Source organism: Tamlana sp. 2_MG-2023, assembly GCF_030548465.1.
Classification (GTDB): domain Bacteria; phylum Bacteroidota; class Bacteroidia; order Flavobacteriales; family Flavobacteriaceae; genus Pseudotamlana.
Genome location: NZ_JAUOSF010000001.1, coordinates 449610 through 465511, shown reverse-complemented (window position 1 = coordinate 465511; position 15902 = coordinate 449610). Strand labels below are relative to the sequence as shown.

Genomic DNA, 15902 nt, shown 5'->3' with positions numbered 1-15902 from the left:
ATTTTGAAACCACAAGTTTCATGTAAAATATTTCTTTCAAATATAAGATAAATAGCACAAATAAATAATATTGTTTTTTATGAAGAATTAACTCAGTCCACTTTTAAGGTTGATCTTTTATAAAACTTATTCAAATAATCCGTATTCAAACAATTAGTAAGTGAATGGACTAAGCGCTTTCGTCTGTATCCTTTTGAGAAAAAAAGGAAATTAATATGCTTAGTAAGCTAGTCAAATCATCACCTATTTACCCTGGAATAAAGGCATAAAAAAATCCCAAGACCATTAAAACCTAGGGATTTTCACTTTATTTTTAATAAAAATAAAACAAGGAGAGTTAAACCAAGTCAAACTCTTTAGCCTTATTACTTAGTTCCATTAGATTTTTAACTTCTAATTTTTTCATAAGGTTAAAACGATGTACTTCAGCAGTACGTTTACTTATTTGAAGTTCTTCAGCAATATCTTTATTATTTTTAAGCTGTAATACTAAATTAAGTATTTGTTTTTCACGCTTAGTTAATTTAAACGGATCTTTTTTTATCTGTTTCTCTTCAACAACAGCAGTATTAGTATTGCCGTTTACAAAGTTATTCATGATGATTGCAGAAACGTCTCCCGTAAAATATTTTCCACCAGCAGCGACATTATTCAATGCTTTTAAAAATTCTTCTTTACTGGCACCTTTTAATAAATACCCGTCGGCTCCAGCTTGGATTGCTTTTAAAACATATTCTTCCGAATCATGCATAGACAGTACTAATGTACGAACATCCGAGTACATTTTATTTATCTCCCCTACCACTTCAATACCATTCATTTCTGGCATTCTAATATCCACAATTAAAACATGTGGCTTGTTTTCAGCGATAATCTCTAAAGCCTCTTTTCCGTTCGAAGCTTCAGCAATGACTTTGACTCCAGATTGATCTTCCAAAAGCGCTCTAATCCCATCTCTAACCAATACATGATCGTCTGCAAGCACAACATTAATAATATCCATAAATTCCATTTATAAGTACAAAAATAGTAAAATTAAGTAAAACTACGTATTTATTATTTCAACACTGTTATTTTTATCTAGCCTCTACTTTAACGGAATATTTAAAGTAACACGTGTCCCTTTTCCTATTTCAGAATTTAAAAAGAAACGACCATCAATATACTTGATACGCTCCCTCATAAAAGTCATGCCCATTCCGCCATCTCCATTCTTGACATTCTTGATATTCTTTGGATCGAAACCTTTACCGTTATCATCGATAACAATGCTTAAAATATCTTTACTATGCGATAAAGCGACCAATATATGAGAGGTTTCAGCATATTTAATCGCATTATTAATAGCCTCCTGCGTGATGCGATAAATATTAATTTCTACTAAGGAATCTAAACGCTGATTAAAATCGGTTTTATTAAAAAGCATAATTTGTTTTCCTGTAAGTTTAGCTAATTCTTGGGTTAATTTGGCTATAGCAGGCACAATACCATGATCGGTTAATTCTGGTGGTGCCAAATTAAAAGTAGCTGTTCTAATCCCTTTAATAATATCGCTGGCCAGCACTTTTAGGTTTTCAATTTTAGCAGTGGCCTTTTCAATATTACTCGTATCAATACTCTCTAAATTATATTTTAAACCCGTAAGCATTTGTCCGATACCATCATGCACATCCTTGGCTATCCTATTCTGTTCTTTTTCTTGGTTTTCAATAATTTTACTAGAAATGATCTTTTGCTGATTCATTTTCTCCTCAAAACTCGCCGTTGTCAACCTGTCAATTTCTAACTGAGCTTCCTTTCTGTCTGTAATTTCAGAAGCTATTATAAGCAGTTCCGATCGATCTTCCGTTGGACTATAAGGAATAATAGCCATTTCCAACCAGACATCATCGCCCTCCTTTGTACTAGCCTTCACTTCACCTTGCCAACCTGTTTTCTTATATTTTGTAATCAAGTCCTCAATCATGACTTGCTCAGTTTCTTCTTGAGATAAAACCGTCCAAAACAAACCTATATCAGTCATTTTAGAATACTTAAAAAGGCGAGAAAACTTATTTCCCATATGCACGATATGGCCATTTGGCAAAATTCGAGCAAACAGTAAAGTATCATCCATCGCACGGCTTAAAGCACGTAATTCTTTTATGGACTTCTCTTTTGCCAAACTAAGCTCATCGGCATCGAAAGCCATTTTCTTGGCACGTTTTTCAGCAAATAAGAGTTCCGAAAGAGCTGATTTAACCGATTTTGCTGCAGGCCAAAAAATAAACAAAAACTCTCCTAATAAAATGATTAAAGTTAGCCCAGTAAGCCACATTTCTAACCTTCGTAACCAATCTACTTTTTTAGCAGCTTCAAGATCGTATTGATTCACAATATCATCCATCAGCAATAAAAAATCACTCTCCTTTTCTTTAACTACATCAATTTCTTTCGCAAAATTTGAGATAGGCGCCTCTGGATTTTCTTCTATTATAGAAATAATAGAATTAGAAGCAAAACCTATTTTATCAAAAACCGGATTCAAAATCGAGAATCTAGCACGAATCTCTTCAGTATTTTCAGCCGGAAGCCCTAAACTATCACTTCCGTTTTGAAGTGCGTAATGCGACAGTTTCCAAAGATCAAGTGTTTCTTTAATCTTATTCTTAAGTAAAACTCTGGTTTCTAAACTATTTCCTGTAGACAGTGAAACCACATCTTTTGTCAGTTTCTGACTAAGCATACGTTGTCTTCCCGCCACATTTATGACCGAAGAATCCGTTTCCTGATCGGAAAGGTGGTTACGAATAAGAATTTGGCTAAGAATTACAGAAACCGCAATGGCACTTAATGCAATAATATAAAGCCGGCTTAATTTATCAAACGTTCTTTGGTCTAATGAATTTCCGTGCTTTGTCATATATTACATCATTATGAAATTGCTTTTTTAACGAGCGCTAAACTTTTTTCCGAATAAGGCAATTGTAAAGCAGCCTCATGTCCGTTTTCAGACATCTTAACCCAAGTTTTCTTAAGAATGTCTATAATTTTTTCGTCGTCATGCTTTGCGGCAAACTCATCGAAATAGTAATCTAAAAACACTAAGCAAATCGTGTCTTCTAGAATTTGAGTTTCCTCATTCTTTTTAATCAGTTTTTTATTGACTAACAAAGAAACGCGATCTATAAACTGCTGGTCGAAACCTACTTGTTCCAAGATTTCAGCAGTTATTTCCGCATGCATTTTTTTTAATGTTTCACGCCACTTTAAATACCCTACACGATCCATAGGATATTCGTCTCTTGCTATTTTCCAACGGCAAATATGCTGTGCGCGTGCTGCGATTTGAAGGGCTTTAGACGCATCGGGATAAAACTGTAATAACTTCCTAGTCATACGTTGCGAATACAACAATTCCTTAGGGTATGCCATCCCAGCAACCTGGTATGTATTCGTGTCTTCTGCGTTTTTTTTATCTATTAAAGCTATAGCTGTTTCAAATCTTGTAGGCTTCATATGTGTATTGTATTACTTTTCATTAATCTGAAAAGCCAATATACACATTTCCCTTTTCAATTTTAACAGGATAGGTGGCAATTTTTAAATCTTCGCCAGCCATATTCGAACCATCTTCTAACGAGAAGTTCTTTTTATGCATTGGGCAAGCCACTTTAGGAATACCGTCTTTATCTCCAATCATACCTAGAGAAAGGACCATTTCCATTTTATGCGGACATAAATTTTGAGACGCATACCATTTACCAGTTCTTGTAAAATTATAAACCGCAATTTGCTTTGTTTTATATTTGATACAAGCACCACTATTTTCAGGAAAATCTTCAACCACACCTACTTTAAACCAGTCCTTAACTTGCTCCTCCGACACCGATTGGTATTGATCTAGTATATCTTGCTCTTGCATATCTCTTTATTTTGTTGATTTATTGTTTTTGTTTGTTCGTTTATGTGTTGAATTCTTTAATCGACATTTCTATTACATAATTCAACACCTAAACAAACATAATTTATTTTGGGCGTTACCACAAGGGTCGGGCTTTCCGCTATATCTTTTTTATCGTGCCTCAAAAAAGGATGCCGCTTCAATCCCTAACGCAGTCCAGTTAGCAGTTTTCAGTATCAGTTTTCAGCTGAGTCTAATCCGCAAACAATGAACTTTTCACTTTTCACTTTTCACTTTTAACTTTATTTAGTTCCAAGCTTTAGGCATTTTTTGATCACGCATTGGTACAAAGGCTAAATTATCATCTGTATCATCAGAATTCACGAAATGTTTGAAACGTTTCATCATTTCTGGATCTTCAATCGCTTGTTTCCACTCACACTCATACTTATTAACTAAACCTTGCATCTCAGCATCCAATTCTTCAGCAATCCCTAAAGAATCTTCAATAACCACTTGTTTTAAGTATTCAATACCTCCTTCAAGTTTTTCTAACCAAGGCGCCGTTCTTACTAATGGTCCCGCAGTTCTAATGTAGAACATTAAAAATCTATCTAAGTATTTAATTGCTGTTTCATCATCTAATTGTTCAGCGAATAATATGGCATGTTTTGGAGTTGCTCCACCGTTACCACATACATATAAATTCCATCCACCTTCAACAGCAATTAATCCGAAATCTTTACCTCTAGCTTCAGCACATTCTCTAATACATCCTGAAACACCACCTTTTAATTTATGCGGCGAACGTAATCCTCTATATCTATTTTCAATATCTATAGCAAAGGTTACACTTTCGTGCATGCCGTAACGACACCAAGTCGAACCCACACAACTTTTTACTGTTCTAAGTGATTTACCGTAAGCATGACCACTTTCGAAACCAGCATCAATTAATTCTTTCCAGATTAAAGGTAATTCATGAATTTGTGCTCCGAATAAATCAATACGTTGACCACCCGTTATTTTTGTATATAAATCGTATTTCTTAGCAACCTCACCAATAACAATTAATTGGTCTGGTGTAATTTCTCCACCCGCAACTCTTGGCACTACAGAGTACGTTCCGTTACGTTGGATGTTTGCTAAATACTTATCATTTGTATCTTGAATAGCCACTTGACGGTTTGGAGTTTCCATCGTAATGGTAGCAAAAATAGATGCTAACGCTGGCTTACAAGTCTCACAACCATGACCTTCACCAAATAAGTTTAAGGCTTCGTCATAATCGGCTACTTTATTTACTTTTATTAAATCGTAAAGCTCCTGACGGTTAAAACTAAAGTGCTCACATAAAACTTCTTTAACTTCTTTTCCTTGCGATTTTAAAGTCTCGTTTACTAAATCGACAACCATTGGCTTACAACCACCACAACCCGTAGTCGCTTTCGTTTTAGCAATAACATCACCTAAGTTTTCACAACCTTCTTCAGTTATTGAACAACAAATATCTCCTTTAGTCACACTTTCACAAGAACAAACTTGCGCAGCGTCTGGAATATCTAAAACACTTCCAAAAGAAGAACCTCCTTCACCTCTAGAACCGATTACTAATTCTTCAGCATCTTCAGGAATTGGTAATCCGTTTAAATATATTTGATGGAACATATTATAATCTGAAGCATCTCCAATTAAGATACCTCCTAATAACATTTTACCATCGTGACTAATATTTACACGTTTGTATAAATTCTTAGTTTTATTCTCAAAAATAATTGAATAGCCTTTTTCAACTGGCATAAACGGCTCTCCAAAACTTGCTACATCCACACCAATTAATTTTAATTTGGTAGACATATCAATCTCTTCTTCCATAACGGCCTCGATATTCCCTATAATCTGATTTACAGCAACCTCAGCCATATCATAACCTGGAGCTACTAAACCATAAATCATATTATTATAAAGAGCTACCTCTCCAATGGCGAATATCTCAGGATCCGAAGTTTGCATTTTGTTATTCACAACAATACCACCACGTACGCCCATTTTCAAATCACAGGTTTTCCCTAGCTCATCACGAGGTCTAATCCCTGCAGAAACAACAAGCATCTCTACATCAATCTTATCATATTCACCAAACTCCATCCCTGTAATGCTATCATCACCAAGAATTTTATTAGTAGCTTTAGATAAATGCACGTTAATCCCTAAAGATTCAATTTTCTCTTGCAGTACTTTACTACCACGCGTATCTAACTGTCTCGGCATTAATTTAGGAGCAAACTCAACAACATGAGGTTCAAACCCCATATCTTTAACTGCTTTGGCAGCCTCTAAACCTAATAAACCACCACCAAGAACAGCTGCTTTAACCACTTCTTTGCGGTCTCCTATAATTTCTTTAGCATAAGCAAGCATATCCTCAAGATCTTCAATCGTTCTATAAACGAAAACACCTTTCTTTTCTATACCATTAATATTAGGTACAAATGGTGCCGATCCTGTGGCTAAAACCAAATAATCGTACTTATAATTCTCATCCTTAGTTGTTGTAATTTTCTTTGAAGAACGGTGAATATCCGTAATACGTTCACCGGTTATCAACTCAACACCGTGCTCTTCATACCATGATCTAGGCGCCATCTCTAAAGCCTTAGCATCCTGATTTTCAAAAAATTCACTCAAGTGAACACGATCGTAAGCAGGTCTTGGCTCTTCACCAAAAACTGTTATTTTATAGTTTTTACTTTTAGCTTGCTCTACAAATTTTTCACAAAATTTATAGCCTACCATTCCGTTTCCAACAACAATTATTTGTTTCATAATTACGTATTTGAAAACAAAACTAAGTATTTATACTTATTTTGAACTATCTTTTTCTAAGAATTTTTCACACAATACGTATTATTGCTAATTTCTCAAATTGATTTATGAATAATTGCTTATTACAAAAATTAAGGGTTGAGTTTTAATGAAATCTTAAACATTCTCTATTGTGATAGCGATGCTCTTGGATGCGGGCGTTTTAGCTGTGTGTGCAAAACTATCTAAAGGCACTAAAACATTAGTTTCTGGAAAATACGTAGCGCAGCAATTTTTAGGAATATCGTAACCCACCACTTTAAAACTACTTACTTTTCTAATGGTACCGTTAAACTCAGATTTTAAATTAACTAACTGATGTTCAGCCAACCCGCGTGATTTCATGTCTTCTCGATTCATAAAAATTACCCGTCTTCCATTAAAAACACCACGGTAGCGATCGTCTAACCCATAAATAGTTGTATTAAATTGATCATGGCTACGAATAGTCATCATGATGAGTTCACCGTCCTTTAATTTCCATTCAGGCATCTTGTTAATCGAAAAATTCGCTTTACCTGTTTTCGTATGAAACTTTCTAACACGAGCACCGTTTGGCAGATAAAACCCTGAAGGATTTTTTAATCTTTTATTATAATCTTCAAAACCAGCAACCACTTCTTCAATATCATCACGCACCAAATTGTAATCATCTTTATATTGTAACCAATTAATTTTGGAGCGCTCTTTAAGCGTGGCATGAGCGATACCACATACTACAGCAACTTCACTAAGTAGTGCTGTGGAGCAAGGTTCCAAAACGCCGGCTGTAGAACTTACCACACCCATGGAATTCTCTACGCTTTGTTTTTGCAATCCAGATTTCTGATAATCTTTTTCGGTTCTTCCCAAACAAGGAAATATTAAAGCTTCCTTCCCTGTAACCAGATGCGAACGATTTAACTTCGTACTAACGTGTACCGTTAAATTACAGTTTGATAACGCTTTCGCGGAATAGACCGTATCTGGTACTGCGGATATAAAATTACCCCCAAGACCAAAGAAAACTTTAGCCTTTTTCTCATGCATCGCTTTAATGGCATCAATAACCGAATAACCATGCTTTACACTGGGTTTAAATCCATATTTAGATTCTATTTTATCTAAAAAAGCTTGTGGTGCAGCTTCCCAAATCCCAACAGTACGATCGCCTTGCACATTGGAATGCCCTCTAACCGGACAAGTGCCTGCGCCTTCCTTACCTATGCTTCCTTTTAAAAGTAACAGATTTACCACTTCTCGAATATTATCTACGGCGTTTTCATGCTGCGTCAACCCCATGGCCCAACAGATAATGATTTTCTTTTTATTAAGAATCAAATCAAAAACCTGATCAAATATTGCTCTTGAAATTCCTGAAGCCTCTAAGCAATCTTCAAAATTATAGGTTTTTAAATCCGCTATAAAAGCATCATAACCATCTGTAAATTCATTTATAAAATCTTGATCAAATACATTTCCTTTTTGTTCTTCCGCAGCTAATAATTTCAACAAAACAGCTTTAAAAAAAGCCACATCACCATTAATAGTTACGGGTACAAACACATCGGCCAATTCGGTACCACCGGTTAATAATTTAATTGGGTTTTGCGGATTCGTAAATTTTACTAAACCAACCTCTGGCAACGGATTTATAGCTACAATTTTACCGCCATTATTTTTACATTTTTCTAAGGCTGTTAGCATACGCGGATGGTTTGTTCCTGGGTTTTGCCCAACCACTAAAACCAATTCAGCTTTATACAAATCATCTAAAGTCACCGAGCCTTTACCTATACCTAAGGTTTCCGACAAAGCGCTTCCACTGGCTTCATGACACATATTCGAACAGTCTGGCAAATTAGATGTTCCGTATTCGCGCACAAATAATTGATACAAAAAAGCAGCTTCGTTAGTCGTTCTTCCGGAGGTATAAAAAACCGCTTCATCAGGGTTATCCAAAGCATTTAAATGTGTACCCACTTTATTAAAAGCTTCTTCCCAAGAAATGGGTTTGTAGTGTGTTTCGCCTTGAGAAAGATACATGGGTTCAGCTAATCGCCCAGATTTTCCAATTTCAAAATCTGTCCAACTTGCTAATTCATCTACACTATGCTCTGCAAAAAAATTGGCTCCAATGGTTTTATTCTGGGCTTCTTCAGCAATGGCTTTTATACCGTTTTCGCAAAATTCACCCATAGCAGAACGCTCATCATCGGGATCTGGCCAGGCGCATCCCGGACAATCAAATCCCCCTTTTTGGTTCATTTTTCTACCTAATTTAAAAGCATCAGCAATATTCATATACTTCGAAACCTGACTCATGGCAGCTGTAAGGCCACCAAACCCCACACTGTGTTTAGGTAGTTCAGTGATTTTCAAGTTTTCAAAATCTTCTGGTGTTAGTGCCTTTTTTTCAGCAGTTTTACTCATAATAGTTTGTTTAGTTAGTCCAAATATCGCGTTTTTAAATCAATATGAAAAAACCAAAAGAGCCACCTGTATAGAAAAGAAAAATATTTGTTCTAAATTGTACCCCATTTACTTTGTCAGCCACATGAAAAAAAGAATCACTTTAAAAGATATTGCGCAAACCTTTAATGTATCTATAGCGACCGTATCCAAAGCGTTAAAAGACAGCCATGAAATTAGCGCTAAAACCAAGACTAAAATTCAAGAGTATGCCAAAGAACACCACTACAAACCTAATGTTACAGCGCTTCATCTACTAAATAAAAACACAAAAACAATAGGCGTTGTGATCCCTAATATTTTAAATACTTTTTTTGCCAAAGTATTTATTGGTATTGAACACATTGCGTCTCAAAATGGTTACCATTTGGTATCTTGTATTTCGAATGAATCGTTTGAAAAAGAGGTTAAAACAATCGATTTATTAAAGCATGGCCATTTGGACGGCATCATCATTTCTTTGGCTGAAGAAACACAATTGAAGCAAAATTTCACCCATTTAAAGAATACCTTAAACGAAGGTATTCCAATAGTGATGTTCGATCGTGTTTCAGACGAGTTGGATTGCGACAAGGTGATTGTTAACGATCTTGAGGGCGCATTTCATGCCACAAATCACCTTATTAAATCAGGCTGTAAAAAAGTCGCTTTAATTTCTGTTATTGATAATTTAAGTGTTGGAAAACTACGTGTGGAAGGCTATAGAAAAGCACTAAACCAATGTAACATCCCTATAGATGAACGTATAATTGTGCGTATTGGCAAGTATGAAGATTTCGACACTGCACTTAAAATTATTCTATCTGACAAAAGTATTGATGGTTTATTATGTTTAGAAGAAAGCGCCGCGGTTAATGCCTTAAGTTTAGTAAAAAAGATGGGGTACAACATTCCTGAAGATTTATCTATCGCTTGTTTTACCAACGGAAAGTTGTTACAACATGTTACGCCTTCTATTTCGGCTATTAGTCAGCATGGGAAACACATTGGGGAAACGGCGGTAAAAATGCTTATAGATCGCATTGAAAACGAAGCAAACCCCAAGCCTTTTGAAACCAAAGTGATTAAGACCAGTTTAATTGAACGCGAGACGACAAAACGACTGAATTAGCTTTTTTTCACACACAATACATAGAGCAGCTACAATAGTCAAGACCGAAGTAAAATTTCTTAAATCAAAAAAGCCTCAACACTAAAATCATTGAGGCTTTTTACCAGCTACTAATCTAACTTAACAAAAGTTAACTTACTTTTTCCATAAACTTTCCATCTCTTCAAGAGTTTTCCCTTTTGTTTCAGGTACCATTTTCCAAACAAAAATGGCTGAAAGTATACTCATAATTCCGTAAAACAGATAAGTACCTCCACTACTAAACTCCATCATTGGTGGATACGTAGACGATATAAAGAAATTAGCCGCCCACTGAGCTGCAACCGCAATCGCAATGGCCTGACTACGTATTTTATTTGGGAATATTTCTGATATAAGCACCCAACAGATTGGTCCCCAACTCATCATAAACGATGCGGTATAAATAATAATAAACACCAAAGTCCCCATACCAATAATGTTTTGGAATGCTAATATGGAAATGGCAATCATACCAATGGCCATACCTATTGAACCAGTAATAAGCAGTGGTTTTCTACCCCACCTATCTACAGTCATAATCGCTACCACGGTAAATACCACGTTTATTAGGCCCATGATGATAGTTTGAAGCATCGATGCATCTTTTGCAGCACCCATACTTTCAAAAATTCGTGGTGCATAATATAGTGCTACATTAATACCTACAAATTGCTGAAATACAGATAATAATACACCTATTATAATCACCACTTTTCCGTATGAAAATAATTCCCCCTTAGTTGCTGACCCAACAGAATTTTTAATATCTACCAGAACCTCTTTAGCTTTATCAACACCATTAAACTTTGTAAGTGTCGCTAATGCTTCTGCATCTTTTCCTTGCAAAGCTAAATATCTTGGTGTTTCAGGCATAAAAAACATGAGTATCACAAAAATGGATGCTGGAATGGCTTCGGATAAAAACATGCGTCTCCATCCTATTTCATTAATCCACTCGATGGTTTGTCCGTCGGCAATACCCCAATTCACAAAATAAACCACAAGCATTCCGAAGATGATAGCAAATTGATTAAGTGACACCAGTTTCCCTCGGATGTCTGCAGGAGCAATTTCACCAATATACATCGGGCAAACCGCTGAGGCTAAACCTACACCAATACCACCTACGATTCTATAAAAGTTGAACATCCACAGTAACCCCATAGATGGCACGCCTTTTTCAAAAAATAAAAACTCAGGATTACCAGAACCTAATGCCGATAATAAAAACAAGACACCAGCAATAATTAAGGCTTTTTTTCTACCGAATTTTGAAGATACGAATCCTGAAATTGCACCACCCACAATACAACCAATTAAGGCTGAAGATACCGTTACACCATGTAAAAAAGAACTCAATCCTTGACTATCAATTAAGAACGCTTGAATTGATTTTTCAGCACCAGAAATAACAGCAGTATCATAACCAAATAACAAACCTCCAAGGGTCGCAACTAGGGTCACTACATAAATATAAAATTTATTTTGAGCTGCCATTATATGTATTGATTAATGATATTCTCAAACAATTCTTGTTTACCACTTTGTAAAGACAGCTCACCGTTTTCTTGGGCAATTTTATACAAATCTGTTAACTCTAATTTCCCTTCTTCAAAAGCTTTTCCTTTTCCAGAATCGAATGAACTGTAACGTGCTTCTCTTAATTTTTCATAAGGTGAAGAGGTCATGATTTTATCTGCAATCATTAAAGCACGAGCAAACGTATCAGCACCACCAATATGAGCATGGAAAACATCATCTAAATCGGTTGAATTTCTTCTAATTTTAGCATCAAAATTGATACCTCCACCTTGTAAACCACCAGCTTTTAAGAATACTAGCATAGCTTCAGTCGTTTCTTGAATGTTATTAGGAAACTGATCTGTATCCCATCCGTTTTGGTAGTCGCCACGGTTAGCATCCATACTACCTAACATCCCTGCTTTAGCGGCTACTTCAATTTCATGCTGAAAGGTGTGCTGCGCTAAAGTGGCGTGATTTACTTCTATATTTATTTTGAAATCTTTATCTAAACCATATTCACGCAAGAATCCAATTGCTGTAGCCGAATCAAAATCATATTGATGTTTCATAGGCTCCATAGGTTTTGGTTCAATAAAAAAGTTTCCTTTAAAACCTTGAGCACGGGCATAATCTCTTGCCATACCTAAAAAGCGTCCCATGTGGTCTAATTCACGGCCCATATCGGTGTTCAACAAAGACATATAACCTTCACGACCTCCCCAGAACACATAATTTTCACCACCTAACTTTATAGTGGCATCTAAAGCCAATTTAATCTGACCGCCAGCACGAGCCACCACGTCAAAATCAGGATTAGTAGAAGCACCGTTCATGTATCTCGGATTAGAAAAACAGTTGGCTGTTCCCCAAAGTAATTTTACTCCCGAAGCCGCTTGTTTCTCTTTAATATAATCGGTAATAGCGTCTAACCTACTTTCATGCTCACCAAAGGTAGCCCCTTCACGTACCAAGTCGATATCATGAAAACAGTAGTAATCGAACCCCATTTTCGTGATGAATTCAAAGGCTGCATCAGCCTTTTCTTTTGCTGCTTGAATAGCATCAGTTGGTTGATCCCAAGGAAAGTTAATCGTGCCTGGTCCAAATGGATCACCACCAGTGCCACAGAACGTATGCCAGTAAGAAATGGCAAATCTAAAATGTTCGCGCATTGTTTTACCCGCAACAACTTGCTCTGGGTTGTAATATTTAAATGCTAAAGGATTATCAGAGTCCTTGCCTTCATACTTTATTTCCCCTATACCTTTATAGTATTCTTTGTTTCCTATAGTTGCCATAACTTATTAAGTTTATTTTAGTTTAATTATGATTTAATAAAAGTTCTAATTGTTTTTTCCAGTTTTTATAAGCCTCGATGTAAGGCTCCTTATTCCCTAAAGGCTTGTAAGTCATCACATGGTCATTGTTTGTAATGTGATCTCCAAACGTTTTAAAGTCTCCATTAGTTAATCCAACAGCTCTTGCAGCTCCAATTGCCCCCGTAGTATTATAAATTTCAATATCATGCCCAATTAATGTCGCCACGGTATTTGAAAATATTTCAGACCTAAAAAGATTATCATTTCCTGCTCGAATCACCTTAATTTCAGCATGGTCATTTTTCAGAATTTCCATACCATAAACAAATGAAAAAGCAATCCCTTCAAGCGCAGCTCGACACAAATGGCCTTCATCATGTATATTTAAATTAAGGTTGAAAAAGTGTGTTCCAATGGTTTTGTTATCTAGCATCCGTTCTGCACCATTTCCGAAAGGAATTACGCAAACACCTTCAGACCCTACGGGCACTTCATTAGCCTTCTCATTCATCGCTTCATAAGAGCTTGAAGCTAAATTATCTTTCAACCAACGGTATTGAATCCCTGCGCCGTTAATACACAACAACTTTCCTAAGTTTGCATTCTCACTGGTATAATTTACATGTGCAAAATGATTTATTCGCGAGGCTTCTTTAGATTTTTTCTGATTGGTTACAGCATAAATAACACCTGAAGTCCCACCAGTAGCGGCTACTTCACCATCATTAAAAACGTTTAAAGACAAAGCGTTATTAGGTTGATCGCCAGCACGATAAGTAATAGGAATACCTACAGGAAGCCCTGTTTCTTCAGCGCCTTTTTCATTCACGTGACATTGTGCTGTAAAGTTTTCAACAATATCTGGTGTTAAAGCAGTATCAACCCCATAATATTCTAACAACCAATTGGCAACCTCATCTTTATTATAATCCCATAAAATGCCTTCTGAAAGTCCGTTTTTAGTGGTATTCATCTCTCCGGTTAATTTTAACGCTATAAAATCGCCAGGTAACATGTATTTATAAATTTTTGAATATACTTCTGGCTGATGATCTCTTACCCACTTCAATTTTGAAGCTGTAAAATTTCCTGGAGAATTTAGTAACTCGGAAGTACATTTATCATGACCTAAATCATCAAACGCCTTATTCCCAATTTCTACTGAACGGCTATCACACCAAATAATAGAATTTCTTAACGGTTCTCCAGCTTTATCAACGACAACCAAACCATGCATTTGATAAGAAATACCAATGCCTTGAATTTTTGAAGCATCAATATGAGCCTCTTTTATTGCTCGTTTTGTGGCTATACAAATGTATTCCCACCACATATTTGGGTCTTGCTCGGCCCAATTTAATTCTGGCGCCAAAATTTCCATCTCATTGGAAGGCTCGTTAAGTGAAATTATTTGCTGCCCAGTAGAGGCATCTACTATAGCCACTTTCACTGAAGAGCTTCCTAAATCGTATCCTATATAGTACAAACTATTATGTATTAATTGTTGAAGTCTTCTCAAATTTAGTAATTAGAGTGCCTTATTTAGACAGAAGCATCCAAATTTTAAGGAAATACAACAAAACACAAAACAACATATAATACTGAAAACAAACACTTTACATGATTAAAATACTACACTCAAACGTTTAAGTAAAAAACAGTTATAGCTTTTGTAGTGCTTGTGTTAATAGAGTATCAATCTGAAAATATTGTCTATTTTTCTAAGGAAGAAATAAAGTCTAACGCACGACTTTCATTGTAATAAATATTTTTTTTGGAGATAAAACCCACATGACCACCATATTTTGGCATTTCTAAATGTAAAAAATCATTTTCCTTTGCCTCCTTTACAGGGTAACATTCATGAGACAAAAAGGAATCATTTAACGCATTGATAATCAGGGTTGGTGTTTTAATTTTTGGAAGAAATTGTAAACTACTGGATTTTGTATAATAATCTAAGCCATCTTTAAAACCATGAGCTTGAGCCGTATAAACATTATCAAAATCAAATAATGTTTTTATAGACGCAATGGTATCCTCACTTAAATCTTCTTGAAAGCGTTTTTGCTTATTTTTTAAAGATTCCGAAAGATGTTTTAAAAACCGGTCATGGAATAACTTATTTTTTAAAGTATGTAGTTCTTTAGCTGAACCATGCAAGTAACAAGGTGCCGAAACCGCAATGGCAGCCTTTATTTGCGTCGGAACTCCATCGCGCTCACCTAAATATTTAAGAATCATATTGGCTCCTAAACTGATGCCTTTCAAGTAAATTTCTGCATAGTTTTTTTCTTTTAGAATGTGATTTATCACATCTTCTAAGTCTTCCGTAGCACCAGAATGATAACTTCTATATTTCAAGTTGGTTTCCCCACTACATCCCCGAAAGTTAACGCAAACGGCATCAATACCATTTTCATTGAAGAGTTTGGCTGTACCTGTCATATACGGACGCTTCCCATTACCTTCCAAACCGTGCAGTAAAATGATTAATTTATTTGATTTTTCTTCGGAATAGCTCCAATCTAAATCTAAAAAATCGCCGTCACGCAAGATCATGCGTTCACGCTCTTGTTCTAAATCTACGCGACGCACTAATCCGGAATATACTGTTGAAACAAAGCCGTTGCGGAATAAGAAGAATGGTTTGTATGTGGAATTGAGTATGGGCATGTTTTGACTGTTGACTGTTGACTGTTGACTGTTGACTGTTGACTGTTGACTG

At 35.8% G+C, this 15902-nt stretch carries 11 protein-coding genes; 1 reads left to right on the top strand and 10 read right to left on the bottom strand.

Annotation, left to right across the window (positions count from 1 at the left end; all coding sequences use genetic code 11):
• Positions 1 to 337: 337 nt before the first annotated feature.
• The 6 genes from Q4566_RS02105 to Q4566_RS02080 form a co-directional block, all read right to left on the bottom strand.
• Positions 338 to 1003: a response regulator transcription factor gene (locus tag Q4566_RS02105; protein WP_303417760.1), complete on the bottom strand. Its 666-nt coding sequence runs from the start codon at positions 1001 to 1003 to the stop codon at positions 338 to 340.
• A gap of 84 nt (positions 1004 to 1087) precedes the next feature.
• Positions 1088 to 2902 carry an ATP-binding protein gene (locus tag Q4566_RS02100; RefSeq protein ID WP_303417758.1) on the bottom strand — a complete coding sequence of 605 codons (1815 nt, stop codon included), beginning with the start codon at positions 2900 to 2902 and terminating at the stop codon, positions 1088 to 1090.
• Positions 2903 to 2913: 11 nt separating this feature from the next.
• Complete coding sequence (locus Q4566_RS02095; RefSeq protein ID WP_303417756.1) at positions 2914 to 3498, bottom strand: DUF4202 domain-containing protein; 585 nt, start codon at positions 3496 to 3498, stop codon at positions 2914 to 2916.
• A 22-nt stretch (positions 3499 to 3520) separates the two neighbouring features.
• The gene (gene nirD / locus Q4566_RS02090) at positions 3521 to 3904 is read right to left on the bottom strand and encodes a nitrite reductase small subunit NirD (protein ID WP_303417754.1); all 384 of its coding nucleotides are present in this window, start codon (positions 3902 to 3904) and stop codon (positions 3521 to 3523) included.
• Between the two features lie 285 nt (positions 3905 to 4189).
• A complete protein-coding gene (gene nirB / locus Q4566_RS02085) occupies positions 4190 to 6709 on the bottom strand; it encodes a nitrite reductase large subunit NirB (protein ID WP_303417753.1) in 2520 nt (839 codons plus the stop codon).
• A 156-nt stretch (positions 6710 to 6865) separates the two neighbouring features.
• Positions 6866 to 9160 (bottom strand): FdhF/YdeP family oxidoreductase, encoded by a 2295-nt coding sequence (locus tag Q4566_RS02080; RefSeq protein WP_303417751.1) that lies wholly within the window; start codon positions 9158 to 9160, stop codon positions 6866 to 6868.
• 124 nt (positions 9161 to 9284) lie between these two features.
• Here Q4566_RS02080 and Q4566_RS02075 point away from each other — a divergent pair, with 124 nt between their 5' ends.
• Positions 9285 to 10310 carry a LacI family DNA-binding transcriptional regulator gene (locus Q4566_RS02075; protein ID WP_303417750.1) on the top strand — a complete coding sequence of 342 codons (1026 nt, stop codon included), beginning with the start codon at positions 9285 to 9287 and terminating at the stop codon, positions 10308 to 10310.
• Positions 10311 to 10445: 135 nt separating this feature from the next.
• Here the strand turns inward: Q4566_RS02075 and xylE are convergent, their stop codons facing one another.
• From xylE to Q4566_RS02055, 4 genes are all read right to left on the bottom strand, one after another.
• The gene (gene xylE, locus Q4566_RS02070) at positions 10446 to 11828 is read right to left on the bottom strand and encodes a D-xylose transporter XylE (RefSeq protein ID WP_303417749.1); all 1383 of its coding nucleotides are present in this window, start codon (positions 11826 to 11828) and stop codon (positions 10446 to 10448) included.
• A complete protein-coding gene (gene xylA, locus Q4566_RS02065; RefSeq protein ID WP_303417748.1) occupies positions 11828 to 13153 on the bottom strand; it encodes a xylose isomerase in 1326 nt (441 codons plus the stop codon). Before xylA ends, xylE begins: the two co-directional genes overlap by 1 nt.
• Positions 13154 to 13175: 22 nt before the next feature.
• Entirely contained in the window at positions 13176 to 14660 is a 1485-nt protein-coding gene (locus tag Q4566_RS02060; RefSeq protein ID WP_303418123.1) for a xylulokinase, read from the bottom strand.
• Between the two features lie 227 nt (positions 14661 to 14887).
• Entirely contained in the window at positions 14888 to 15850 is a 963-nt protein-coding gene (locus tag Q4566_RS02055) for a YheT family hydrolase (RefSeq protein ID WP_303417746.1), read from the bottom strand.
• Positions 15851 to 15902 lie beyond the last annotated feature (52 nt).

Coding starts and splice junctions, on each gene's coding strand:
- Q4566_RS02105 (WP_303417760.1), bottom strand. CDS start 1,003: ATGGATATTATTAATGTTGTGCTTGCAGACGATCATGTATTGGTTAGA.
- Q4566_RS02100 (WP_303417758.1), bottom strand. CDS start 2,902: ATGACAAAGCACGGAAATTCATTAGACCAAAGAACGTTTGATAAATTA.
- Q4566_RS02095 (WP_303417756.1), bottom strand. CDS start 3,498: ATGAAGCCTACAAGATTTGAAACAGCTATAGCTTTAATAGATAAAAAA.
- nirD (WP_303417754.1), bottom strand. CDS start 3,904: ATGCAAGAGCAAGATATACTAGATCAATACCAATCGGTGTCGGAGGAG.
- nirB (WP_303417753.1), bottom strand. CDS start 6,709: ATGAAACAAATAATTGTTGTTGGAAACGGAATGGTAGGCTATAAATTT.
- Q4566_RS02080 (WP_303417751.1), bottom strand. CDS start 9,160: ATGAGTAAAACTGCTGAAAAAAAGGCACTAACACCAGAAGATTTTGAA.
- Q4566_RS02075 (WP_303417750.1), top strand. CDS start 9,285: ATGAAAAAAAGAATCACTTTAAAAGATATTGCGCAAACCTTTAATGTA.
- xylE (WP_303417749.1), bottom strand. CDS start 11,828: ATGGCAGCTCAAAATAAATTTTATATTTATGTAGTGACCCTAGTTGCG.
- xylA (WP_303417748.1), bottom strand. CDS start 13,153: ATGGCAACTATAGGAAACAAAGAATACTATAAAGGTATAGGGGAAATA.
- Q4566_RS02055 (WP_303417746.1), bottom strand. CDS start 15,850: ATGCCCATACTCAATTCCACATACAAACCATTCTTCTTATTCCGCAAC.